20 protein-coding genes and 1 riboswitch are annotated in these 23,331 nt (G+C 70.2%); of the genes, 12 read left to right on the forward strand and 8 right to left on the reverse strand.

The genetic code is table 11. The features are described from left to right. The first annotated feature begins 502 nt into the window (after window positions 1–502). From AC3AOF_RS04435 to AC3AOF_RS04455, 5 genes are all read left to right on the forward strand, one after another. Window positions 503–2,275: an ethylbenzene dehydrogenase-related protein gene (locus AC3AOF_RS04435; protein WP_236991920.1), complete on the forward strand. Its 1,773-nt coding sequence runs from the start codon at window positions 503–505 to the stop codon at window positions 2,273–2,275. 16 nt (window positions 2,276–2,291) lie between these two features. Continuing rightward, a complete protein-coding gene (locus tag AC3AOF_RS04440; protein WP_488347782.1) occupies window positions 2,292–3,344 on the forward strand; it encodes a 2Fe-2S iron-sulfur cluster-binding protein in 1,053 nt (350 codons plus the stop codon). Window positions 3,345–3,416: 72 nt separating this feature from the next. Further along, on the forward strand, window positions 3,417–4,337 hold the full coding sequence (locus AC3AOF_RS04445) for a PstS family phosphate ABC transporter substrate-binding protein (protein ID WP_236991918.1): 921 nt from the start codon (window positions 3,417–3,419) through the stop codon (window positions 4,335–4,337). Window positions 4,338–4,375: 38 nt separating this feature from the next. Further along, entirely contained in the window at window positions 4,376–7,243 is a 2,868-nt protein-coding gene (locus AC3AOF_RS04450; protein ID WP_488347783.1) for a putative bifunctional diguanylate cyclase/phosphodiesterase, read from the forward strand. A gap of 487 nt (window positions 7,244–7,730) precedes the next feature. Beyond that, the gene (locus AC3AOF_RS04455; RefSeq protein WP_488347784.1) at window positions 7,731–9,119 is read left to right on the forward strand and encodes a 2-hydroxycarboxylate transporter family protein; all 1,389 of its coding nucleotides are present in this window, start codon (window positions 7,731–7,733) and stop codon (window positions 9,117–9,119) included. Here the strand turns inward: AC3AOF_RS04455 and AC3AOF_RS04460 are convergent. The 6 genes from AC3AOF_RS04460 to AC3AOF_RS04485 form a co-directional block, all read right to left on the reverse strand. After that, window positions 9,082–9,729, reverse strand: a complete 648-nt coding sequence (locus tag AC3AOF_RS04460; RefSeq protein WP_488347785.1) for a thiamine phosphate synthase — start codon at window positions 9,727–9,729, stop codon at window positions 9,082–9,084. The genes AC3AOF_RS04455 and AC3AOF_RS04460 overlap by 38 nt on opposite strands. After that, window positions 9,726–10,505, reverse strand: coding sequence for a thiazole synthase (gene thiG / locus AC3AOF_RS04465; protein ID WP_488347786.1), 780 nt, complete (start codon window positions 10,503–10,505; stop codon window positions 9,726–9,728). Before thiG ends, AC3AOF_RS04460 begins: the two co-directional genes overlap by 4 nt. Before the next feature lie 41 nt (window positions 10,506–10,546). Further along, window positions 10,547–10,948, reverse strand: coding sequence for a GIY-YIG nuclease family protein (locus AC3AOF_RS04470; protein ID WP_488347787.1), 402 nt, complete (start codon window positions 10,946–10,948; stop codon window positions 10,547–10,549). 242 nt (window positions 10,949–11,190) lie between these two features. Beyond that, window positions 11,191–11,403, reverse strand: coding sequence for a sulfur carrier protein ThiS (thiS, locus tag AC3AOF_RS04475; RefSeq protein WP_236991914.1), 213 nt, complete (start codon window positions 11,401–11,403; stop codon window positions 11,191–11,193). Further along, complete coding sequence (thiO, locus tag AC3AOF_RS04480) at window positions 11,400–12,596, reverse strand: glycine oxidase ThiO (protein WP_488347788.1); 1,197 nt, start codon at window positions 12,594–12,596, stop codon at window positions 11,400–11,402. The genes thiS and thiO overlap by 4 nt, the downstream gene beginning before the upstream one ends. 65 nt (window positions 12,597–12,661) lie before the next feature. Beyond that, window positions 12,662–12,795: riboswitch (TPP riboswitch) on the reverse strand. 41 nt (window positions 12,796–12,836) lie between these two features. Further along, window positions 12,837–14,084: an adenylate/guanylate cyclase domain-containing protein gene (locus tag AC3AOF_RS04485; RefSeq protein WP_236991912.1), complete on the reverse strand. Its 1,248-nt coding sequence runs from the start codon at window positions 14,082–14,084 to the stop codon at window positions 12,837–12,839. A 254-nt stretch (window positions 14,085–14,338) separates the two neighbouring features. Here AC3AOF_RS04485 and AC3AOF_RS04490 point away from each other — a divergent pair, with 254 nt between their 5' ends. Then, window positions 14,339–14,587 carry a DUF2798 domain-containing protein gene (locus AC3AOF_RS04490; protein ID WP_236991911.1) on the forward strand — a complete coding sequence of 83 codons (249 nt, stop codon included), beginning with the start codon at window positions 14,339–14,341 and terminating at the stop codon, window positions 14,585–14,587. Between the two features lie 57 nt (window positions 14,588–14,644). On the opposite strand, the gene rpoD is transcribed toward AC3AOF_RS04490, so the two are convergent. Together rpoD and dnaG are read right to left on the reverse strand one after the other, a co-directional pair. Beyond that, window positions 14,645–16,642, reverse strand: a complete 1,998-nt coding sequence (gene rpoD, locus AC3AOF_RS04495) for an RNA polymerase sigma factor RpoD (protein WP_236991910.1) — start codon at window positions 16,640–16,642, stop codon at window positions 14,645–14,647. Between the two features lie 194 nt (window positions 16,643–16,836). After that, on the reverse strand, window positions 16,837–18,744 hold the full coding sequence (gene dnaG, locus AC3AOF_RS04500) for a DNA primase (protein WP_488347789.1): 1,908 nt from the start codon (window positions 18,742–18,744) through the stop codon (window positions 16,837–16,839). Between the two features lie 521 nt (window positions 18,745–19,265). On the opposite strand from dnaG, the gene soxA reads away from it, so the two are divergent. The 6 genes from soxA to AC3AOF_RS04530 all read left to right on the forward strand — a co-directional run bounded on the left by soxA (window position 19,266) and on the right by AC3AOF_RS04530 (window position 23,160). After that, window positions 19,266–19,934 carry a sulfur oxidation c-type cytochrome SoxA gene (gene soxA / locus AC3AOF_RS04505; RefSeq protein WP_336886952.1) on the forward strand — a complete coding sequence of 223 codons (669 nt, stop codon included), beginning with the start codon at window positions 19,266–19,268 and terminating at the stop codon, window positions 19,932–19,934. A gap of 54 nt (window positions 19,935–19,988) precedes the next feature. After that, window positions 19,989–20,645: a nitrile hydratase subunit alpha gene (gene nthA, locus AC3AOF_RS04510; protein ID WP_236991908.1), complete on the forward strand. Its 657-nt coding sequence runs from the start codon at window positions 19,989–19,991 to the stop codon at window positions 20,643–20,645. After that, window positions 20,642–21,316 (forward strand): nitrile hydratase subunit beta, encoded by a 675-nt coding sequence (nthB, locus tag AC3AOF_RS04515; protein WP_488347790.1) that lies wholly within the window; start codon window positions 20,642–20,644, stop codon window positions 21,314–21,316. The genes nthA and nthB overlap by 4 nt, the downstream gene beginning before the upstream one ends. Then, window positions 21,313–21,615 carry a nitrile hydratase accessory protein gene (locus AC3AOF_RS04520; protein ID WP_236991906.1) on the forward strand — a complete coding sequence of 101 codons (303 nt, stop codon included), beginning with the start codon at window positions 21,313–21,315 and terminating at the stop codon, window positions 21,613–21,615. Before nthB ends, AC3AOF_RS04520 begins: the two co-directional genes overlap by 4 nt. Window positions 21,616–21,698: 83 nt before the next feature. Continuing rightward, window positions 21,699–22,583, forward strand: a complete 885-nt coding sequence (locus tag AC3AOF_RS04525) for an HpcH/HpaI aldolase/citrate lyase family protein (protein WP_236991905.1) — start codon at window positions 21,699–21,701, stop codon at window positions 22,581–22,583. Window positions 22,584–22,809: 226 nt separating this feature from the next. Then, window positions 22,810–23,160 carry a hypothetical protein gene (locus tag AC3AOF_RS04530; protein ID WP_488347791.1) on the forward strand — a complete coding sequence of 117 codons (351 nt, stop codon included), beginning with the start codon at window positions 22,810–22,812 and terminating at the stop codon, window positions 23,158–23,160. Window positions 23,161–23,331: the final 171 nt, after the last annotated feature.

Consider the following 23,331-nt stretch of genomic DNA (forward strand, 5'->3'; position numbering starts at 1 on the left):
TCAGACGATCGTTTATCAGTCATTTACCAACATAACAACGGTCGTGCGCCAATCTCGCAATGATCGAAGCAGCCCCTTCGATGATGATGGTACCTCATCGCAGGTCACGGCCCGCGGATCGGAGCAACGGCCACGGCAGAGCCAGTACCATGCGGCCGCCCGCAGCAGACACGGTACGACGTCATCTCCGGATGAACCCCGCCGGCCGTCGCGCGACCATCGTACTGGCGATCGGGGCAATGAATCCCGGCTCGCTTCGCCGCCGCCTCGGAAATATTTGCGATGCATGACCCGCGATATCGGAAGCCGCTGAGCGTCGGTGACCCGGCCGATTCATGCGGGCCGCCGCCATGCGACGACCGTATGACGTCATTCGCCGCAGAATACATCGCATGAAGGAGTCCGGAACGGCAAACTTGGCAGTAGCGCAGCGTCGGCGGCCCTGCTAAGCCGTACAGAAATACCTTCCGGCCGGGCCGCAACAACTATCCAAGGATCGGGGATGTCGGATTCGTCGACCCTCTCGCGGGACCCGTCCGGCCGCGGCGAAGCCGTCTCCGGGCGGCAGGCTTCACCGGCCGGAAAACCCGATCCGCGTCCGCGCTCCGACACGGGCACGATCGTGATCCACTGGGTCGTCGTGATCGCGATGGTGGCGAGCCTGATCACGGGCCTGCGCATCTCGGCCGACGCGCCCGTCGCCCGCACCGCGAAGCTGCTGGCGCCCCTGCTGCCCCAGGGCGAGGTCTGGACCGTCCACTTCGTGGCCGGCCTCACCCTGTTCTTCGGCATCACCGCCTATCTCGTCTACCTGGTGCGCGGCCGCCTCACCGACCGCAACGGCCCCTCGCGCCTGCGCGCGCTGCGCGTCGGCGGACGGACCAAGGCGGCGCGCAAGGCCCGCTGGGGCGCGGTCAACGTCGCGCTGCACTGGCTGATCTACGCCGTCGTCGCGGTCCTCACGGCGACCGGCGTCGCGCTCTATCTCGGCTATGGCGGATGGGTGGTGTGGCTCCACGCCACCCTGGCTCTGGTCGCGCTCGCCTACATCGCCGTGCACACGCTGGCGCATTTCCTGTACGGCGGCCTGTGGCAGCTCCTGCGCCTGTTCCGGCCGGCACCCCTGGCGGACGAGGGTCTACGCCGCCGCCGGCCCCTGCTGGGGGCGATCGCGCTCGGCGTCCCGGTCGTCGCCGCTCTGGCATGGGCCGATCTTGCCGGCCGCTCCACCCTGGTGATCGACAAGGTGGCGACCGGTCCCGATCTCGGCCGGCTCCTCGACGATCCGGTCTGGCGCGCCGCCCGGCCGGTCTCGGTGCGGACGATGCAGGGCGCCAATTTCGGCGGCACCGGCGAGACCACCGTCGAGATCCGCGCCGTGCGGGACGACGCCAAGGTCTACTTCGCCTTCCGCTGGTGGGACCCGTCGCGGTCGCTCAAGCGCGTCCCGCTGATCAAGCGCGAGGACGGCTGGCACGTCCTCGACTCTGATGCCGCGCGGGCGGACGTGACCGCCTATTACGAGGACAAGCTCGCGGTGATCTTCTCGCGGTCCGACGCCTTCGGCAGCGGCGGCGCGACCCATCTCGGCCCCCGGCCCCTGCCCGACGCGCCGGCGCCGCTCAACGGCCGCGGTTACCACTACACCACGGACGGTAGCTACATCGACATGTGGCAGTGGAAGGCGGCGCGGGGCGGCATGCTCGGCGTGGTCGAGGACATGCATATCGGGCCGCCGACCGACCCGACCGCAACTGAGCGCGCGGTCAAGGGCCGCTACCAGGCCGGCTACTGGGGCGATCCCGGCACCAGCGCCTATCGCTACAACTTCCGGTTCGAGGGCCCGGGCGGCTACGCGGCCACCGTCGAGCCGCTGCGGCTGCCCAAGGACTGGCGCGCCACGGTGGCGGCGCTCGGCACCGTCGACCTGTCGCCCGATGCCGGCGCCTCGGAGGGCGCCCGGTGGTGGATGGTCGAGGCGAGCGAGACGGTCCCCTACTCCGCCGCCCTCGACGCGGAGATCCCGGCCGGCACGGTGATGCCGGGGGTGCTGCTCACCGACGGCTATACCGGCGACCGCGCCGGCATCTCGGCGGCGGCGCACTGGGCCGACGACCACTGGACGCTGGTGGCCTCGCGCAGGATCGCGACCGGCAGCAAGTACGACGTCGACTTCCTGCCCGGCAACACGTTCTACCTCTACGTCTCGGCCTTCGACCACACGCAGACGCGGCACACGCGGCACATGCGGCCGGTCGAAGTCCTGCTGCGCTGATCCGGAAATGCCGGCCATGGCCGGACCGGTCGCCCTCGTGATCAACGGCCGGCGCGTCGCCGCCCGCGCCGGCCAGACCCTGCTCGATGCCGCGCTCGCCGGCGGGCAGGTCATCCCGCACGATTGCGCCACCGGGCAGTGCGACACCTGCCGGGTGCGGGTCCATGCCGGGACCGTCGACGATGCGGGCACGCGTCTCGGCGACACCGTGCTCGCCTGCCGGGCGCGGCTCGCCGCCGGGACGGAGCCGGAAACCGTCATCGAGTTCGACGAGGTGCCGGACACCGTCCGGCGCCGCGGCAGCATCGAGAGCGTGGTCGCGCTGACTCCCGACATCGTCGAGGTCACGGTAGCCCTGCGCAAGCGCCTCGTGTACCTGCCGGGGCAGTACGTGCGGGTCACCTTCGCGGGCCTGCCGCCGCGGGATTACAGCCCGACGCTCCGCGCCGACGGGTCGGGCGAGTTGCACGAGCTGATCTTCCAGATCCGGCGCCAGGACGGGGGCGCCGTCTCGCCGCATCTCGGACGGCGGATCGGCGCAGGCCACGCGGTGACGATCGAGGGGCCGTTCGGCCACGCCTTCCACCGGCTCGGGCGCGGGCGCCTCGTCGTCGTCTCGTCGGGGGTCGGCTGGGCGCCGGCCTGGGCGGTGGCGCGGGCGAGCCGCCTGCGCGAGCCGCAGCGCGACCTGGTGGTGGTCGCCGGCGGGCGGCACCCGCACAACATCTACATGCGCCCGGCGCTCGATTGGCTGCGCGACCGCGGGGCCTCCGCGATCCTGACCTGCAGCGGCGAGGCCCCGCCGGCCGATGCGCGGCCGGGCCGGCCGACCTTGCATCTGCCGATGCTCACGGCGGCCGACACCGTCCTGGCGGCCGGCGCCCCCGGCATGGTCGCGGCGGTCCAGTTCCTGGCAGCAGTCGCTGGTGCGACCTGCCACGCCGACCCGTTTCATCCGGCCGGGCGCAGTACCGATGCCGATGATGTGCCGGACACAAACTTCATCCGGCGATTCCTTCAGCGACTTTCAGGTAATCGAAGCACCCAAGCCGATTCTCCTGCCGAGTGATTTTTTAACCAATAGCCTGTGAGCCGATATTCGGCGGTTGGAATCTCACGACGTAAGCTGCAGAATGCGCCCATGGCCCAAGCATTCGCGCGTTTCCGGCGGATTTCCGCCGTCCTCCTGGCTCTCGCCCTCGCGACCGGCGCGCGGGCGGAGGATCTCGCCGTCGTCGGAACGGGCGACGGGATCGAGATGCTGCAGGCGCTCGCGACCGCCTATAACGGCCAGGCGGGCGAAGCCCGCGATACGGCCAGCCAGGCGGGCGAAGCCCGCAGTTCGGCAAACCAAGCGGGCGACGCCCGCATTCCGGCACAAGCGGGCGAAGCCCGTAATCCGGCAGTGGCGGCCGGGATCCGCATCACGGTCCCGCCGAGCATCGGCTCCGGCGGGGCGGTGGCGGCGGTGGGGGGCGAGCGCGAGAAGCTCGGCCGGATCGCGCGTCCGCTCACCGAGGCGGAGAAGGCCCAGGGCCTCGTCGAGGTGCCCCTAGTGCGCATTCCCTCGGCGATCTTCGTCCACCGGGATGCCGGCGTCACGGGCCTGACGCACGACCAGGTCGCGGACATCTTCTCGGGAAAGATCGAGAACTGGAGCGCGGTCGGCGGGCCCGACCTCAAGATCCGGGTGGTCCGGCGCGAGGAGACGGACAGCACGCTCGCGGTGCTGCGGGCGAGCATGCCGGGCTGGCGCGCCCTCGCCCTCACCAGCCGTTCGAAGACCGCGACCACGACCCAGGACGCGATCGAGACCGTGCGGCAGACGCCCGGCGCCATCGGCTTCGGGCCGTTCTCGCCCACGCTCGCGCAGGACATGACGGTTCTGACGATCGACGGCAGCGCCCCGCGCGACGTCAGGTATCCGAGCGCCGTGACCCTCTCGCTGATCTACAAGACCGCCACCCGGGACGAGGCTTCCTCCGCCTTCCTCGCCTTCGCCACGTCCGACCGGGCGCGGCACCTGCTGGCGGAGCGGGGCGGCGCTCCGCTGGCGCCGTGATCGCCCCCCTGTTCCGATTGTCCCTGATCCGGCGCTCCATGCTCCGGCGCTCACTGCGCGCGCGCCTCGTCGGCGCCACGCTCTCGACGGTCGCACTCGCGCTCGCGGGCCTCGTCGGCCTCGTCGTGCTCCGGTCCGGTCAGACCCTGAGCGAGCAGGCCCAGGAGGTGTCGCGCTGGTCGGAGAGCCAGCTGTCCGGGCGCCTCCGCAGCGATGCCAAGCTCGCGGCCTCCCGGCTCCAGATGCAGCGCGAGGATGTCGAGCGCCGCTTCGCCACCCTGGCCAGGCGCTGGGACGTATCGAAGGCGGTGTTCTCCGGCAACACGGTGGCGGCCTCCGAGCTGATGCGGCCGGCCCTGGCGCTCGCGGACATCGACGGGGTGATCGCCTTCGACCGGAACCTGCGCGCGCTCACCGCCGACCGGGTCGACGCCGACCTCCTGGCGGCCAATGCGGGCCTCAAGAGCACGCCGCTCGCCGCGGCCCTGCGCGGGATGATGGACCGCAACGATCCCGAGCGCTCGACCGGCTTCGTCCAGACCCTGCGCTGGGATGCGGGCCTCGCCCGGGCGCTCGCGGCGGAGGAGAGCGGTTCCGTCGTCGACGTGCTCGGGCAGCCGCTCTTCGACGATTTCGGCGAGGTGATCGGCGCCCTCGTCGGCTACCGCGTCCTGCGGGCGCGGGAGCCGACGCTGGAGGCCTTCGCCTCTTTGAGCGGTCGCGACGTGCTGATCTTCTCAGGGCCCCTCCTCCTCTCCTCGGCGGGGGCCGAGATCCCGGGCGCGGCGCTCGGCGAGGCGTCGGGGGCGGGGCTGCATCCGGTCACTGGCTCCGGCAAGGTCGCCCGGTGCATTCCCCTCGCGCAGGGCCTCCGGCTCTGCGCCGCGGCGCCGCTCAGCGAGCTCGAGCAGCTCGCCGGCAAGGTCGTGGGCATCGGCGAGGAGAGCTCGCGGTCGCTTTTGCGGACGCTCGGCGCCGCCGCGGGCTTCACCCTGTGCCTCGTCGCGCTCGTCCTGCTGCTCCTGTCGGGACGCATCACCCGCCCGCTGGTGCGGATCACCCAGACGGTCGCCGAGGTGGCGCGCGGGAACTGGCACGTGGCGGTGCCGGAGGTCGGCCGCCAGGACGAGGTCGGCGACATCGCCCGCGCCGTCGTCGTCCTCGAGCGCTCCCTGGCGGAGCGCGACCAGCTGCGCGGCGACGTCTTCCGGCAGAACGAGATCCTGACCGAGCGCGAGGGCCAGTTGAAGGAGCAGAACAGCCGGTTCGACGCGGCCCTGAACAACATGTCCCAGGGCCTGTGCCTGTTCGGCCCGCATGGCCGCCTCAAGGTGTCGAACGCGCAGTTCCTGCGCATCTACGCCATTCCGCCGGGCGCGCTCGACGGCGATCCGACTCAAGGAGAGGTCCGACGGCTCGCCGGCCTCGCGGAGGCGGAAACCGACACGCGGGGCCGGACCGAGACCGCGACCCTCGCGGACGGCCGCTGCGTCGAGATCACCGTCGAGCCGATGGCCGATGGCGGCTGGGTCGAGACGCACGAGGACGTGACCGCGAGCGTGCTCGCCCAGGCGCGGATCACCCATCTGGCGACCCACGACGCGGTGACAGGGCTGCCGAACCGCGTCCTCCTGGCCGAGCGCCTGGCCGAGGCCGTATCGGAGCACGCCCGGGGCGGCCGCGCCGTCGCGGCGATCTGCCTCGACCTCGACGACTTCAAGAGCGTGAACGACACGCTGGGCCACCCGGCGGGCGACGAGCTGCTCCGGCAGGTCGGGCGCCGGCTGGCGGCATCGAGCCCGCCCGGCAGCACCGTCGCCCGGCTCGGCGGCGACGAGTTCGCCGTGGTCCTGCCGGGGTCCGACCTGCCGGGATCCAGCTTGCCGGACGAGGCGCTCCGCCTGGCGCAGGAGGCCCTACGCCAGCTCAAGCGCCCGTTCCTCATCGCCGATCAGCTCGTCTCCGCCGAGGCGAGCCTCGGCATCGCCGTCTCGGGCGCCCAAGATCCCCGGGACATCGACGACGGCGACCACCTGCTGCGCCGCGCCGATCTCGCGCTCTACGTCGCCAAGGCCGAGGGCGGCCGGCGCGTGCGCGTCTTCGAGCCGGACATGGAGGAGCGCCAGCACCAGCGCCGCTGGCTGGAGCGCGAATTGAAGCTCGCGATCGAGACCGGGCAGATCGCCCTGCACTACCAGCCCCTGTTCGACCTCGCGACGAACGCGGTGACCGGCTTCGAGGCGCTGGCGCGCTGGACCCATCCGGAACGCGGGCCGATCTCGCCGGGCGAGTTCGTCCCCGTCGCCGAGGCGACCGGCCTCATCGACGCCCTCGGCCTCACCGTCCTCAGGACGGCCTGCGCCGACGCGATGACATGGCCCGGGACCCTGCGCGTCGCGGTCAACATCTCGCCGCTGCAGTTCCGCAAGGGCGACCTCGACCGGGTCGTCGAGCAGGTCCTGCGCGCGACCCGGCTGCCGAGCCAGCGCCTCGAACTCGAGATCACCGAATCGGTGATCCTGAGCCAGGACCGGGCGACCCACGCCATGCTGACCCAGCTGCGCCGCCTCGGCGTGCGGTTCTCGATGGACGATTTCGGCACCGGCTACTCGTCCCTGAGCTCGCTCAACAGCTTCCGCTTCGACAAGATCAAGCTCGACCAATCCTTCGTCCGCAACCTGACCGAGCGGGACGAATCCGCGGCCATCGTCCATGTCGTGGCCGAGCTCGGCCGCATCCTGAAGATCACCACGACGGCCGAGGGCGTCGAGACGGCCGACCAGCTCGCCCGGCTGCGGGCGAGCGGCTTCTCCGAGGTCCAGGGCTTCCTGCTGAGCCGGCCGATCCCCGCTGCCGGGGTGGCCGAGTTCCTGCGAGGGCGCAGCGGCCTGACGGCGGCGGCCTGAGGCGGGGATCAACGGCAGGGATGCACCCGCGCCCCGATCCTTGACAGGTTCGCGACAGGTTCGGCCGCTAGCGCGGGTCCCAACGAATCCTGGAGGAAACCGATGCAGGTGACGGAGCCGCGCCTGCCCGCCTCACCCCGCCGCCTCACGGCCTGAACGCGGCGCCTGCTCACCGCGGAAAAGCCCCGCGCGAGCCCCCGGCAGCCGGAATGGCAGGCCCCTTATACCAACGGTCGTTGGAAACGACCTTTGGTTCCGCTCTCGAATTTTTGCCAAGCCTCTGGCTTGAAATCGAAAATTCGAGATGGATCAATGGCCCGATGCGTCAGCATCTTGGGCCATTGGTATTACATCGAGATCGCGACGCGCAAAGGCCCGTCCCGGGGGCGCATCGGCAAGACCGTTGCCCGACGAGGAAGGCCGGTCGACAAGAACACGAACCGTCAAAAATACGACTCAGCAACGACATTTTTGGGAGGAACCACCGATGACATCGGGGACTGCAGATCTCGCCAAGGCTCATGAGACGACACCGGCAGACCGGACGACCGTGCCGGGATCCAAGAAATTCTGGCCGCAGGGCTGGTGGCGGCTGATGGACATCAAGATCGGGATCATCCCGATCCCGGTCTACCTGATCCTGGTCGCGCTCCTGACGATCCTGACCTTCGAGCGCGAGATCAAGGCCGACGCGCCGACGATGATCGCCGTCCTGGTGCTGGGCGGCTTCACCTGCGCCGAGATCGGCAAGCGGCTGCCGATCCTGCGCAACATCGGTGCCGGTGCCATCTTCGCCACCTTCATCCCCTCGGCGCTCGCCTACTACAAGCTGATCCCGCCGCAGATCGAGAAGTCGATCATCGACTTCACCAAGTTCACGAACTTCCTCTACCTGTACATCGCGGCGATCATCGTCGGCAGCATCCTCGGCATGGACCGTGGCGTGCTGATCAAGGGCTTCCTGAAGATCTTCGTGCCGCTCGGCATCGGGTCGATCGCCGCCGGCCTCGTCGGCACGCTGGTCGGCACGGCGCTGGGCCTGGGCGCCTACCACACCTTCTTCTTCATCGTCGTGCCGATCATGGCCGGCGGCGTCGGCGAGGGCGCGATTCCGCTCTCGATCGGCTACGCGGCGATCCTCGGCGCGTCGCAGGGAGACCTGTTCGCTCAGGTGCTGCCCCCGGTCATGCTCGGCAGCCTCACGGCCATCGTGTTCTCGGGCATCCTGAACTTCGTCGGCAAGAAATACCCGCACCTGACCGGCGAGGGCCGGCTGCAGCCGGGCGAGCACGACGACATGGATCCCAAGGACGAGGCGGTGACCGCCGAGAAGGGCGGCGGCGCCATGGACGTCTCCACCATCGCGGCGGCGGGGCTCACGGCGGTGACGCTCTACCTGCTCGGCGTGATGCTGCACCACGTGATCGGCCTGCCGGCTCCGGTCGCGATGCTGTTCCTGGCGGTGCTGGCGAAGCTGTCGAGCGCCGTTTCTCCCCACCTGCAGGCGGGCGGCTTCGTCGTCTACAAGTTCGTGCAGACGGGCATGACCTATCCGCTGCTCTTCGCCATCGGCGTCTCGCTGACCCCGTGGGACAAGCTGATGTCCGCCTTCACGGTCCCGAACCTGATCACCATCATCGCGACGGTGTTCACCCTGATGGCCACCGGCGCCTTCGTCGGCCGCCGCCTCGGCATGTACCCGATCGAGGCCGCGATCGTGAATGCCTGCCATTCGGGCCAGGGCGGCACCGGCGACGTCGCCATCCTCACCGCCGCCAACCGCATGCAGCTGATGCCGTTCGCCCAGATCGCGACCCGCATCGGCGGCGCCGTGACGGTCACGACGGTGCTGATCGTGATGCGCTGGATCGCCTGACCGGAAACGTCTGAGGATCGAGCGCCGGGATCAGCGGCCCGACCTCCGGCGCCCGCATCACCACCCCCATCACCGCGACGGCGGCGGCCCCCGCCTCGCGGCAGGATGCGGCCGTGCCGGGATCGATGCCGCCAAGCGCCACGACCGGCATCACGCCCGCCGCCTCCCGCAAGACCGCCAGTCCGAGCGCCGGCCCGTAGCCCGGCTTGCTGGCGGTCAGGAAAATCGGGCTCAGGGTCACGTAATCCGCCCCGGCCTCCCGGGCGGCCCGCACCTCGCCCAGGGAATGGGCCGAGACGCCGAGCAGGGCGCCGCGCCCGAGGCGGGCGCGAGCCGGCGCCACGGCGGCGGCCTCGCCGAGCTGGATGCCTGCCGCACCCACGCGCGCCGCCAGTTCCACGTCGCGCCCGATCGTCAGCGCCCCACCCACCCGCGCCACCTGGCCGGCCAGGGTCTCGGCCAGGGTCGCGCGCTCCGGAGCAGGCAGGTCGCGATCGCGCAGCCAGATCCAGCGGGCGCCCGCGATGAGGCAGGCGGCGACGCGGGTCTCCATGGGCTCGGGGCAGCCGTGCCGGTCGGTGACGATCAGCAGGCGCGCGGGCAGGCTCACGAGCCGACGAGGCCGAGCTGCGGGCTCGACGGCTCGGCCCGGGCGCGACGCGGGATGCGGCCGGCGAGATGCGCGAGGCGACCGGCTTCGACGGCATGGCGCATGGCGCGGGCCATCCGCACCGGATCGTCGGCCTTGGCGACGGCGGTGTTGAGGAGCACCGCGGCAGCCCCGAGTTCCATCGCGATCACCGCGTCCGAGGCGGTGCCGATACCGGCATCGACGATCACCGGCACGGGCGAGCGGCGGCAGATCAGTTCGAGATTGGCCGGATTGGCGACCCCCATCCCGGAACCGATGAGCGAGCCCATCGGCATCACGGCGGCGGCGCCGAGATCGGCGAGCCGGCTGCACACGACCGGGTCGTCGTTGCAATAGGGCAGCACCGTGAAGCCGGATTCGACCAGCTGGCGGGTGGCCTCGATCGTCTCGACGACGTCGGGATAGAGCGTCTCGCGGTCGCCGATCACCTCGACCTTGATCCAGCTGGTGCCGAGCGCCTCGCGGGCGAGTTCCGCCGTCATCACGGCATCGCGGGCGGTCTCGCAGCCGGCGGTGTTGGGCAGGAAGCGCGCCCCTTTGAGACGCGCCACGGTGTCGGAGCCGTGGCCGTGGAGCGAGATGCGGCGGATCGAGACCGTCACCACCTCGGCCGCGCTCGCCCGCACCGCCTCGCTCATGATGGCCTGCGTCGGATAGCCGGCGGTGCCGATGAGGAGGCGGGAGGACAGGGTCGTGCCGGCGATGACGAAGGGATCGTCGGGGGTGTCGGTCATGGAAATTCCTCAGCGTGTCTGAAAAAGTTAGTTCCGTCGCTTCACCGATTCCCACCCGCGACCTCATCCTGAGGTCGCGATTTGGATTCGACAACATTTTCGAGTTCTGTCGAGAAGCCCCGCACATCACTATTTTCGCGAATGAGCTTCTCCTGCACGCAATGCCGTCTGGACAGATGCTTGAGGCGACCCCAATCACTTCGGATCAGTGCTTCCTTCTTTGCACGTCCCCAGCCTTTGACTCGCCGCTCCATCGCGATCGCGTCCGTGATGCGCTCGAACATTTCGGCATAGACGAGTGTCACGGGTCGGCGCTCGCGCGTATAACCGGGATAGGTGCCGTCCTGGTGCTCGCCGAGACGCTTGTCGAGGGTCTCACCGCGTGCCGAGCCGACGTAGTAGCTGCCGTCGGCGCATCGAAGCATGTAGACGAAGGCGTTCATGAAGAATGGTCTCCGCCGACTGATCCGTTTCAAGGGATACCTGCAATCCAACACACAACCTCATCCTGAGGTGCGAACGAAGTGAGCCTCGAAGGAGGGCTCCAGGGATCGCAGCGATCGCTGGAGCCCTCCTTCGAGGTCAGTCGATCTTCGATCGACTGACACCTCAGGATGAGGTTCGTGGGTGGGATGAAGGAAAAGTCGGTGGTATCGCGCAACCCCATCGAACGACCTCACACTCACTACCCGCCCTGCATGGCGCGCACGATCTCGACGCGATCGTTCTCCGAGAGCGCCGTGCCCGCCCAGTCGCGCTGGCGCACCACCGCGCCGTTCAGCGCGATGGCGAAGCCCTGGGGGCCAGGCAGGTCGAGATCGGCGGTCTCCGCGCGCCAGAGGGCGTCGAGGGTGGCGGCCTCGCTGTCGCGGGGCTCGCCGTTCACGAGGAGCTTCATGCTGGGACTCCGGAAGCACGCGCGAACCGGGCGAGGCCGAAGGGAGCGGCCACCGGCAGCGTCTCGCCGCGCAGGATCAGGGTGGAGACGGCCTCGGCAGTGACAGGCGCCAGGAGGTAGCCGTTACGGTGGTGGCCGGCAGCGAGCACCAGGCCGGGCAGGGCCTCGCCGAGGATCGGGGCGTCGTCGTCGGAGGTCGGGCGAAAGCCGCTCCAGATGCCTGAAACCTGCATCTCCTCCACCCCCGGCAAGGCACGGCGGGCGCCCTCCAGCAGGGCGAAGACACCACCGGCGGTGAGGTGCGGGTCGAAACCGGTCTCCTCCACGGTGGCGCCGACGATGAGCGAACCGTCGCCCTTCGGCGCCATGTGGACCTGCTCGGTCCAGACCACATGCGCGAGGGAGCCGCTGCGCGGCGTCATCTGGAGCGCCATCGACTGACCCTTGAGCGGGCGCACCGGGAGCGCGAGATCCGGCACCAGGCTCCCCTCCCCGGCCCAGGCGCCGGAGGCGAGCACGACGGTACCGGCGCGCAGGGAACCCGCTTTCGTCTCGATGCCGGTGACCCGGCCGGCCTCGCGGGCGAGCGCGGTGACGGCGGTCTCCTCGATCAGCCGGCCGCCGGCTCTGCGAAACGCCTGGCGCAAGGCGGCCATCACCCGGGCGGGATCGACCTGGTGGTCGTCGGGACAGAACAGGCCGGCGGTGACGGTGGGGCGCAGGCCCGGCTCGCGGGTGCGCACCGCCGGTCCGGACAACCACTCGACGGCGAGGTGGTCGCGGCGCTGCAGGTCGTGGCGGAAGCGCAAGCGCTCGACCTCGTCGCGGCCCAGCGCGATGACGAGGGTGCCCTCGCGGCGGTAATCGATGGTCAGGCCGGATTCGGCTTCCAGCTCATCGCGAAAGGGATGCCAGAGGCGCTGGCTCTCGAGGCAGAGCGGCGACAGGATCTCGCCGCCCGGCTCGTGCTCGGCCGCGGCCGCCAGCATACCGGTGGCCGCGAGGCTGGCGCCGTCGCCAGCCCTGCCCCGCTCGATCACCGCGACGGCGAGACCGGCACACGCCAGACGCCACGCGATCGACAGGCCGATCAGCCCGGCGCCGATCACCGCCACGTCCGCGCGGTCCGGCAGCCGGTCGATGTCTTGGGTCTCGGACGATCCGCCTCGCCGTCCGATCGTCTGCGCGTGCACCCTCGTCTCCACGGTGGCCCGAAGAGAGTGGACGGCGCCCGATTGCCGGATGATGCGCGCGCGGTCCTGACGGACCTGTCCAATCCCTACGCCGGTATGAGCCGGATCAGGTTCGAAGGATTTCCGCGCCGACCGGGCCAGAGGGGCCACAGGTCCAGCGGTGTCTCAGCCCCTTGCCGGGGATCTCCCTGGAACGGCCGGAATGTGGCGAGCCGGCTCGTGTTCGTCAACCGCCTTCGGTCAGGCCCCTTTCCCCGGACGATAGATCGCCATCTCCTCGGCGATGCCGTCGAGGGGGTGGGTGCCGAGGAGTTCCGGATCGCCCCACAGGAAGTCGACGAAGGGCTTCGACATCAGGAGCGGTTCGGACAGGACCTTGTTGAGCTTGGCAAGCCGGCTGGCGAGGTTCACGTCGCGGCCGATCACCGTGAAGTCGAGCCGCGCGCCGGAGCCGACATTGCCGTAGGCCGCCTCGCCGTGGTGGAGCGCGATGCCGATCTCGATGCGGGTCGGGAAGCGCCCGGCGCGGTTGGCCTCCTCGACCCGGCGGAGTGCGGCTTGCGCGGCCGAGAGCGCGCCTTGCGCCGCGCCGCCGAGATCGTCGCCGCTCTCGCGAAAGATCGCGAGAAGCCCGTCGCCCATGTATTTCAGCACCTCGCCGCCCTCGCTCTCGATCGGCGGGACGAGGCAGTCGAAATAGGTGTTCAGCAATTCCACCGAGGCCTCGGGGGTGAGCGCGTCGGTGAGGTGGGTGTAGCCGCGCATGTCGGCAAACAGGATCGCCGAGCGGATCCGCTCGACCTGGCCGCGGCGGATGAAGCCGGCCAGGATCGCCTGGTGCGGCCCGTCGCCGACATAGACCCGCAGCACGTGGTCGAGCCGGGCGTTGAGGCCGCGCATCTCCATCACCGCCGACAGGGTCGGGATGATGAATCGCATGATCGCCAGGTCGTCGTCGCCGAAGCCGCGCGGATCCCGGGTCGCGAAGGTGACGCCGTTCTTGGTCCCGTTGGTGAAGAACAGCGGCACGGTGATGTAATGGGTGTAGCCCGCCGCCTTGAGTTCGGGGATGATGCTGTAACGGTCGTCCGGCGTCTCGCGCAGGTCGAGGATCAGCCACTCGCCGGTGCCGTAGACATGGGCGAAGGGGCTGCGGGCGAGCGCCTGCTCGGTGACCTCGCCGTGCGGGAAGAGGCGGAAGCTGACGCCGTCCTCCCGGGTCCAGAACCGGCCGACGCCGGAATAGTCCGAGTGCAGCGCGTCGATGGCGGTGGTGGCCCGGTCGACCGGCACGCCGAGCGCGTTCAGCCGCTCGGCCATGCCGGCGAGGAGATCGCCGGATTCCGGCAGCCGCGCGCCTTCGCTGAGCAGCCAGTCGCGCAGGGCCACGCAATCGCGGAACAGGCCGATCGGGATGTCGCTCGCCTCCGACCCGTCCGCCGCGGCCGTGGGCATCGGAGCGGGGGCGGGGCGAGGCTGGTCGGACATGGCTCTGACATGGGCTCTGCGCCCTGCCAGGGCAAGGCTTGAGAGTAAGGCTTGGCAGCGGTCGACCGGCCCGCCGGATTGGCACTCGACCTTGGCACTCGACTTCGCGCCTGCTAAGGCTGATGTCGTCGCCGGGCTCCATCCCGGCAGGCCGTAAGCGTCTCACGTCAGGCAACGCACTCCCCGGGCGGTTTTTCGCCGGGCGGGTGCGCAATGCCTCGTCCGGGCCGATCGCCCGTTCCGAAAGACGTGCCATGCTGTCCTTTCCCGCTCCGCGCCGCTTGCCGGCCTCCGCCGCGCCGCTCCTCACCGCCCTGCTGCTGTCGGTGATGATGACGTGTATCGTCTCGGCAATCGCGACGTTGCTCAGCCTCGGGCCGACCCCCGACGCCTTGTGGCATTGGCCGCGGGCCTGGGGCGTCTCCTGGCTCGTCGCCTTCCCGACCCTGCTGCTCGTGCTGCCGCTGGTGCGGCGCGCCGTGGCGCGGCTCGTGGCGCCGTAACGAAGAAGGCCCGGGGGCGGTCGCCTCCCGGGCCTTCCTCGATCGATCATCGGGCCTTCAGTTGTCGAGGAAGCTCCGCAGCTTCCGCGACCGGCTCGGATGCTTGAGCTTGCGCAGGGCCTTGGCCTCGATCTGGCGGATGCGCTCGCGGGTCACCGAGAATTGCTGGCCGACCTCCTCCAGGGTGTGGTCGGTGTTCATGCCGATGCCGAAGCGCATGCGCAGCACGCGCTCCTCGCGGGGGGTGAGCGAGGCGAGCACCCGGGTGGTGGTCTCGCGCAGGTTCGACTGGATCGCCGCGTCGATCGGCAGGACGACGTTCTTGTCCTCAATGAAGTCGCCGAGGTGGGAATCCTCCTCGTCGCCGATCGGGGTTTCGAGCGAGATCGGCTCCTTGGCGATCTTGAGGACCTTGCGCACCTTTTCCAGCGGCATCGCCAGCTTCTCGGCCAGTTCCTCCGGGGTCGGCTCGCGGCCGATCTCGTGCAGCATCTGGCGCGAGGTCCGGACGATCTTGTTGATCGTCTCGATCATGTGGACCGGGATGCGGATCGTGCGGGCCTGGTCGGCGATCGAGCGGGTGATCGCCTGCCGGATCCACCAGGTCGCGTAGGTCGAGAACTTGTAGCCGCGGCGGTACTCGAACTTGTCGACCGCCTTCATCAGGCCGATATTGCCCTCCTGGATCAAGTCCAGGAATTGCAGGCCGCGGTTGGTGTATTTCTTGGCGATCGAGATCACCAGCCGCAGGTTGGCCTCGATCATCTCCTTCTTGGCCTGGCGGGCTTCGCGCTCGCCCTTCTGGACCATGTGGACGATCTTCCGGTATTCCTGGATCTCCAGGCCGGTCTCGGAGGCGAGCGAGATGATCTGCTCGCGCAGCGTCAGGATGTTGACCGCGCCGCGCTCGGTGAAGTTCTTCCAGCCCTTGCCGCCGAGCTTGGCCACCCGCTCGACCCAGTGCGGATCGAGCTCGTAGCCCTGGTAGTGGCGCAGGAACTCGTCGCGGGCGACGCCGTGATTCTCGGCGAGCCGCATCAGGCGGCCCTCATGCGAGATCAGCCGCTTGTTGATGTCGTAGAGCTGCTCGACCAGCGCCTCGATGCGGTTCGAGTTCAGCGACAGCGACTTCACGTCGGCGACGACGGTGTTCTTCAGCTCGGAGTAGCGCTGCCCTTGCGACTCGGAGGCCGCCGCGCCCTTCAGCCGGGTCTCGGCCTGCTCGGCCTGGACCTTGCGCAGCTTGCGGTAGTTCTCGGCGATCGCGTCGAAGGTCTCGAGCACGCGCGGCTTCAGCTCGGCTTCCATCGCCGAGAGCGACACGTTGTTCTCGAGGTCGTCCTCGTCGCCCTCGCCTTCCGGCGGGGTCTCGCCCTCGGCCTCCTCGTCGCCCTCAGCCTCGACCTCGCCCTCGGCGGGGCCGGCGCGGCCGTCGGGGCCGGCATAGGTGGCTTCGAGATCGATGATGTCGCGCAGGAGCACCCGGCCGTCGACGAGTTCGTCGCGCCAGATGATGATGGCCTGGAAGGTCAGCGGGCTCTCGCACAGGCCGGCGATCATCGCCTCGCGCCCGGCCTCGATCCGCTTGGCGATCGCGATCTCGCCCTCGCGGGAGAGAAGCTCGACCGAGCCCATCTCGCGCAGGTACATCCGGACCGGATCGTCGGTGCGGTCCGTCGGCTCCTTGGCGGTCTCGGCGCGCAGGGCCACGGGGCGCGCGGCGGCGACCTCGGCCACCTCGCCGCCCTCGCTCGCCTCTTCCTCCTCGGCGCCTTCCTGCGCCGGGGCCTCGCCCTGCTGCTCGTCGGCCTCCTCGGCCTCGACCACGTTGACGCCCAGCTCCGACAGCTGGCCGAGCACGTCCTCGATCTGCTCGGAGGTGAACTCCTCCTGCGGCAGCACCTCGTTCAGCTCGTCGTAGGTGACGTAGCCGCGCTTCTTGGCGAGCTTGATCATCCGCTTGACGGAGGCATCCGTCAGGTCGAGGAGCGGGCCGTCGGTCTGCTGCTCGGGGGCCGCCTCGGTCTCGTCTCGTTCCGTTGCCTTCGTCGCCATGCTCAGCCTATGCTTCCCGGTGTCGGCAGTGCCCGGGCGGGGGAGACTCCCGCCGTGCCGGCACCGTGATGTCTCGTCCGGCGGCGCACGAGCCGCCCCAGGATCTCACGCAAATGTGCAAGCCACTCGATCGACTTGCCGTTAACTAGTCCGGACGAAAGCTGCAAGCCGCGCGTGGCGTCAGGGCGATCCCGTCACGATTCCGCTTCCTGGGCCTCATCCGCCTCGGCTTCTGCGCCCGCCACTACGGAGAGGCGGGTCTTCACGTCGCGCAGCCAGGCGAAATTGGCTTCCGTCTCCTCGTCCGCCAGGGCGCGTTCGGCGGCCCGGAGTTCGCTATGTAGCGTTCCGGCCTTGCGGTGCAAGATCACGGCCTGCCGGAGCGCGTCCTCCAGCCGCACCGGATCGGCGTGCGGATCGAGCACCCAGCGGTCGCCGGGCCGCACCAGGCCGGCGATGCGGCCCGCTGCCGCCGTGAGGCCGGCCCGCTCCAGCCGCGCATCGAGGAACGTGGTGTCGCTCGCTCCCCCCTCCGCCGCGAAATCGAGGAGCACGCCGCGTAAGGAGCGGGCATCGGCGCCCTCGAACTCGATTTCGGCCAGTTCCTCGGCCTCGCGGGCCAGCAACTCGGGATGGACTAGAAGGGCAGCGACGATCAAGGCCTCTCGCGAGGACGAGCCGCCGGAGAACAGCGAGGAGCGGGCGAGTAGCGGGCTCGCCCGGGCGGTGAGCCGCGGCGAGACCGGCGCCGGCGGGGCGCCGCGGCCGCGCGGCACGAAAGGCGCGCGCTCGCGGTACTGGCGCTCGCCCCCGCTCTCGCGCCGGGCGCCGCCATTGGGGCCCGTCCCCCGCAGGCGGGCCTCGATGTCGTCGCGGTAGTAGCGCTTCAGGGTCTCGTCGCGGATGCCGTTGACGATCTCGCGCAGGCGCTGGGCGAGGCCGGCCCGGCGCTCCGGCGTGTCGACCGGGCTCATCTCGGTCTCGCGCGACCACAGGACGTCGACCATCGGCCGGGCGCCGTCGAGCACCCGGTCGATGGCGCCCGGGCCCCCGGTGCGCAGGAGGTCGTCCGGGTCCTGGCCCTCCGGCATCAGGGCGAAGCGGAGCGATTTTCCCGGTTGCAGCGCCGGCAGGGCAACGTCGAGGGCGCGATAGGCGGCGCGGCGCCCGGCACCGTCGCCGTCGAAGCACAGGATCGGCTCGTCGGCCATGCGCCAGAGAAGCGCCAGCTGGTCTTCCGTGAGGGCGGTGCCGAGGGACGCCACCACCTCCGGATGGCCGGCGAGCGTCATCGCGATGGCGTCGACATAACCCTCGACCGCGATCACCCGGCCTGTGTCGTGCGCGGCTTTACGGGCCGCATGGTGGTTGTAGAGCATGCGCCCCTTGTGGAAGAGCGGCGTCTCGGAGGAGTTGAGGTATTTGGGCTTGGCGTCCGGGCTCATGCCGCGGCCGCCGAAGGCGACGACCTTGCCGCGTACGTCGCGGATCGGGAAGATCACCCGGTCGCGGAAGCGGTCGAACGGCACCTTGATGTCGTCGCCGGTGGTGAGCAGGTTGAGTTCCACCATCATCTCGGCCGGCACGTCCCGGGCGGCGAGGTGGTCGCGTAAGCCGTAGCGCTCGGGCGGGGCATAGCCGAGGCGGAAGGTGCGGCCGATCTCGCCGTCGAGCCCGCGGCCGGCGAGGTAGTCGCGGGCGCGTCCCCCGGCCCGGCCGGCCAGCTGCTCCTCGAAGAAGGTGCAGGCGAGCTCCATCACCTCGAGCGCGCCGCGCCGCCGCGTCTCGCTCTCGCGCGAGGCCTCGCTCGGCGCCGGCAGGGCGACGCCGGCCTCGGAGGCCAGGCGCTCGACGGCCTCGGGGAACGAGACGCCTTCGGTCTCCATCAGGAACGTGAAGATGTCGCCGTGCTTGCCGGACGAGAAGCAGTGGTAGAACTGCTTCTGGTCGTTGACGTAGAACGACGGCGACTTCTCGGCGTTGAACGGCGACAGGCCGCGCCATTCCCGCCCCGCCTTCTTGAGGCGCACGCGCCGCCCGACGACCTCGGAGGCCGGCAGGCGGGAGCGGATCTCTTCGAGCAGGTGGGGGGGATAGCGCAAGGGTGGGATCCGATCGAGGGACCTGCCTTGTAGCGCGTCTTGGTCAGCGGAGTCCTAACGCGGTGGAATCGGGAATGACGGCGGCCATGAAGCCCCTCGCGCATGGGAAAGTCGTCTCGGGGCCGGATAGAGCTGTCCAGGTAACGGGAGAGGCGCGGGTCTCTCCTCTCCCCGCGGGCGGGGAGAGGGCTGTGTCTCCGTTCAGGAGACGAAGCAAGCGGAGGCGCAGCCGGAGCGAGGGTGAGGGGGTCTCGACAAGTGAGACTCTTCCGGAAACACCCCCTCACCCTCGCGCTTCGCGCTCCTTTCGCCCCCGGCAAGGGGGACGAAAGCCTCTCCCCGCCCGCGGGGAGAGGAGAGACCCGCGCCTGATTCTGAACGGGATTTTTTCCGGACGACCCTGGTATCCGCGGGCTCCGGGACGCCACCTCCTCGGCGTCCTCGCCCTCGCGGGCCTACTCCTCGGCGGGGCGGCAGCAGCTGAAATTCCCTCTGCCGAACGACGCTCCGGCTTCGACGAGATGGCGCCCGAGACCCGGGCGATGCAGGCCGACGACACCGCCAATCCCGGCATGCTCTGGGTGCAGGACGGAGCCGAGCTGTTCGCCCGGGCGCCCTCCCCCGGCGCGCCAGCCTGCGCCGGTTGCCACACCGAAGCGTCCCTGCAAGGCGTGACCGCCCGCTACCCGGCCTGGGACGCGGCAACCGGCCGGCCGATCGACATCGAGGGCCGGGTCGACCTCTGCCGCACCCGCCACCAAGGCGCGACGCCGCTGAAGCGGGAGGGCCGCGACCTCCTAGCGCTCACGGCGTATCTCGGCCATCTTTCCCGCGGCGCTGCCATCGCATCGCCGGACGATCCCCGCCTCGCGCCGGCCCGCGCCGAGGGGCAACGTCTGTTCACGACGCCGATGGGTCAGCTCGGCTTCTCCTGCGCCGCCTGCCACGATGAGAACCGCGGCCGGCGGCTCGGTGCCGCCACGATCCCGCAAGGGCATCCGACCGGCTATCCGCTCTACCGGCTCGAATGGCAGGATCTCGGCTCGCTGGAACGGCGTTTCCGCAATTGCCTCACCGGCATGCGGGCCGAGCCGTTCACGCCCGGCTCGGCGGAGGCGGTGGCGCTGACCCTCTACCTGATGCAGCGCGCCGCGCCCCTCCCCGTCGAGACCCCGGCCGTGCGTCCGTGACGGTGGCGGCGTGAGAGCCTCCCGCGTATCCTCGTGGCTTGCAGGAGGGCAGAGATGGCGCAAGACAACGACCACCAAGACCACGATCACGATCATCACGACCACCCTCACGGCAGCGAATTGTCGCCGCTGGACCTGCGGGTGCGCGCCCTCGAATCGATCCTGGTCGAGAAGGGCTACGTCGATCCGGCCGCCCTCGACACCCTGATCGAGACCTACGAGACCAAGGTCGGGCCGCATAACGGCGCCCGGGTGGTGGCACGGGCCTGGGTCGATCCCGCCTTCAAGGCCCGCCTCCTGGCCGACGGCAGTGCGGCGATGCGCGAGCTCGATGTCGGCGGGCGCGGCGGCGAGCACATGGTGGTGGTCGAGAACACGCCCGAGGAACACAACGTCGTCGTCTGCACGCTCTGCTCCTGCTATCCCTGGCCGGTGCTCGGCCTACCGCCGGTCTGGTACAAGTCGCCGCCCTACCGCTCCCGCACCGTCATCGATCCGCGCGGGGTGCTCGCCGAATTCGGCACGGTGCTGCCGCCCGAGACCCGGATCCGGGTGTGGGACTCGACCGCGGAGCTGCGCTACATGGTGCTGCCGATGCGCCCGCCCGGCACCGACCGCCTCGACGAAGCGGCGCTGGCCGACCTCGTCACCCGCGATTCGATGATCGGCACCGGGCTTCCCTTGAGCCCCGACCAGGTGGTGCACGCATGAACGGCGGACAGGATCTCGGCGGCATGCAGGGCTTCGGCCCGCTGGGTCTCGAAGCGGACGAGCCCTGGTTCCACGCTCCTTGGGAGAAGCGGGTCTTCGCCATGGCGATGGCGATGGGGCTCACCGGCACCTGGAACCTCGATGCCAGCCGCGCCGCCCGCGAATCGCTGCCGCCCGGCGAGTACCTGACCTCCAGCTATTACCGGATCTGGTTCCGGGCCCTGGAGAAACAGGTGCAGCAGCACGGGCTCGTCGAGGCGGGCGAGCTGGCGGCCGGCGCCGCTCTGACGCCGCCGGCCCCGGTCGCCCGGGTGCTCAAGGCCGAGGAGGTGGCGCCGCTGTTTTCCCGCGGCTTTCCGAGCGACCGCCCGGTGACGAATCCCGCCCGCTTTTCCCCCGGCGACGAGGTGCGGGCGAAAATCGTCAACCCGAAAGGCCATACCCGCCTGCCGCGCTACGTCCGGGGCCGAACCGGCATCGTCGAGCGGGTCCATGGCGGCTTCGTCTTCCCGGATTCCAACGCCGCCTTCGCCGGCGAGGCGCCGCAATGGCTCTACACCGTGCGGTTCTCCGGCATCGAATTGTGGGGCGAGGACGCGGATCCGGGACTCGCCGTCTCGGTCAACGCCTTCGAGAGCTATCTCGAACCGGCCCGGGCGGCGACAGCATGAACCGTCCCCCCGAGCCCCCGGTCTTTGCCGCGCCCTGGGAGGCACAGACCTTCGCCCTGGTGGTGTCGCTGCACGATGCCGGCCTGTTCACCTGGTCGGACTGGGCGCAGGCGCTGGGCCGGTCCGGCGACCGCCCGGCGGATTACGCCCTGTGGCTCGACACGATCGAGACCCTACTCGCCGAGCGCGGCCTGACCGATGCGGCGGCCCTGGCCGAGCGCCGCGCGGCCTTCGCCCGGGCGGCCGCCGCGACGCCGCACGGCCGGCCGATCCTGCTGGAGAACGATCCGGGAGCGTGACCGCGCGACCGGCCGCGCCCCATGTTGCAACGCAATCGGGCGCTGCCGTAAGCAGGAACGGACCGTAAGGGAACCGTTTCGCGATGATCGATCTCCGCCTCCGCCGCAGCGTGCTCTACATGCCGGGTTCCAACCTGCGCGCCCTCGAGAAGGCGCGCAGCCTCGCGGCCGATGCGCTGATCCTCGACCTCGAGGACGCGGTCGCCCCCGATGCCAAGGACGTGGCGCGCGAGCAGGTCTGCGCCGCGGTGCGCCAGGGCGGCTACGGCGACCGCGAGCTGATCATCCGGGTCAACGCGCCCCAGACCCCCTGGGGCGAGGCCGACCTGCGCGCCGCGATCGAGGCCGGGCCCGACGCGATCCTGATGCCGAAGGTCTCCTCCCCGGCGGTGCTCGAAAACATCGCCGACCGGCTGGAGGCCCTCGATGCGCCGCCCGGCATCAAGATCTGGGCGATGATCGAGACCCCGGCGGCGATCCTCAACATCCAGGCGATCGCGGCGGCGCGGCGCAACCCGGGCACCCGGCTTGCCTGCTTCGTGCTCGGCACCAACGACCTCGCCAAGGACACCTGGACGCAGATCGTGCCCGGCCGGGCCCCGATGATGCCCTGGCTGATGACCGCGCTCGCCGGCGCCCGCGCCGAGGGGCTGACCATCCTCGACGGCGTCTACAACAACTTCTCCGACCTCGACGGCTGCCGCGAGGAATGCGAGCAGGCCCGCATCCTCGGCTTCGACGGCAAGACGCTGATCCACCCGAGCCAGGTGGCTTTGGCCAATGCCGCCTTCGCGCCGACCGAGGACGAGGTCAGGATCGCCCGCACCGTCATCGAGATCTACGAGCGGCCCGAGAACGCCAAGCGCGGCGCGATCCAGATCAACGGCCGCATGTTCGAGCGCCAGCACGTCCCGATGGCCCGCCGCTCGGTGGCCTGGGCCGAGGCGATCGCCGCCAAGGGGCAGTGATCGACGCGCGGGTGACGACGAACCGTCCGGGCTTGACGCCCGGATGGTTGCAGCGCACAAATTGTCGAGGAATCATTAACGCGCGATCCTCGGGGTGATCCCCGAATCTGCACGATGTCCGGCGGCGGCCGGTCGTAGACGTGACGTTCGAAGACTTGACGTTCCGACTGGGCGCCCGTTCGCTTGCCGGCGCCGCTCCCTCGACACCCCGCGACGGAGATGACCCATGCGCTGCGCGCCGCCCGCCTTCGAGACCATCTTCCGCATTCCGGGCGAGCACCGCCTGGAGAGCGCCGGGATGCTCGGCCGCGGCGGCCGGGTCTTCGGGATCTGCTGGTTCCACCAGGAATACGACCGGCTCGACCGTCTGGTGGCGCGCTACGAGACCTACGACGAAATCGGGGTGGACGGCGCCCCGCGCTGCGGCTGGCGCCGTTACGACGAGGCTGGCCGCCTCACCCTCGGGCACGAGGTCGGCATGCGCTGGGCCGCCCTGGTCGAGCGCCTGTCGCGCCGCGAAGCCGAGACGGCGCTCCAGCATCCGCACGAGCAGGGTGCGGACCTCGTGCCGGCTTAGGAAGCCCCGGCACTGGATCGAGTCTTCCAGAGCCCTGTTTGATGGGCCCACGCAGACATCTCACCCTCCTTGTCATCCCGGGGCCGAGAAAGCGGAACCCGGGATCCATACCGCTGACGGCGCAGGACAAAGCGGCCTGCGTTCCGCTGCATCTTGGACGGTCAGCGGTTA

Source organism: Methylobacterium sp. 142-1Y, assembly GCF_057747795.1.

Bases quoted from the DNA above. Each gene is read 5' to 3' on its own strand.
- nthB (WP_488347790.1), top strand. From the start codon at position 20,642: ATGAACGGCGGACAGGATCTCGGCGGCATGCAGGGCTTCGGCCCGCTG.
- AC3AOF_RS04450 (WP_488347783.1), top strand. From the start codon at position 4,376: ATGCTCCGGCGCTCACTGCGCGCGCGCCTCGTCGGCGCCACGCTCTCG.
- AC3AOF_RS04530 (WP_488347791.1), top strand. From the start codon at position 22,810: ATGCGCTGCGCGCCGCCCGCCTTCGAGACCATCTTCCGCATTCCGGGC.
- AC3AOF_RS04440 (WP_488347782.1), top strand. From the start codon at position 2,292: ATGGCCGGACCGGTCGCCCTCGTGATCAACGGCCGGCGCGTCGCCGCC.
- thiG (WP_488347786.1), bottom strand. From the start codon at position 10,505: ATGACCGACACCCCCGACGATCCCTTCGTCATCGCCGGCACGACCCTG.
- rpoD (WP_236991910.1), bottom strand. From the start codon at position 16,642: ATGGCGACGAAGGCAACGGAACGAGACGAGACCGAGGCGGCCCCCGAG.
- AC3AOF_RS04455 (WP_488347784.1), top strand. From the start codon at position 7,731: ATGACATCGGGGACTGCAGATCTCGCCAAGGCTCATGAGACGACACCG.
- AC3AOF_RS04520 (WP_236991906.1), top strand. From the start codon at position 21,313: ATGAACCGTCCCCCCGAGCCCCCGGTCTTTGCCGCGCCCTGGGAGGCA.
- AC3AOF_RS04445 (WP_236991918.1), top strand. From the start codon at position 3,417: ATGGCCCAAGCATTCGCGCGTTTCCGGCGGATTTCCGCCGTCCTCCTG.
- AC3AOF_RS04470 (WP_488347787.1), bottom strand. From the start codon at position 10,948: ATGAACGCCTTCGTCTACATGCTTCGATGCGCCGACGGCAGCTACTAC.
- AC3AOF_RS04490 (WP_236991911.1), top strand. From the start codon at position 14,339: ATGCTGTCCTTTCCCGCTCCGCGCCGCTTGCCGGCCTCCGCCGCGCCG.
- AC3AOF_RS04485 (WP_236991912.1), bottom strand. From the start codon at position 14,084: ATGTCCGACCAGCCTCGCCCCGCCCCCGCTCCGATGCCCACGGCCGCG.
- soxA (WP_336886952.1), top strand. From the start codon at position 19,266: ATGGCGCCCGAGACCCGGGCGATGCAGGCCGACGACACCGCCAATCCC.
- AC3AOF_RS04525 (WP_236991905.1), top strand. From the start codon at position 21,699: ATGATCGATCTCCGCCTCCGCCGCAGCGTGCTCTACATGCCGGGTTCC.
- AC3AOF_RS04435 (WP_236991920.1), top strand. From the start codon at position 503: ATGTCGGATTCGTCGACCCTCTCGCGGGACCCGTCCGGCCGCGGCGAA.
- nthA (WP_236991908.1), top strand. From the start codon at position 19,989: ATGGCGCAAGACAACGACCACCAAGACCACGATCACGATCATCACGAC.
- thiS (WP_236991914.1), bottom strand. From the start codon at position 11,403: ATGAAGCTCCTCGTGAACGGCGAGCCCCGCGACAGCGAGGCCGCCACC.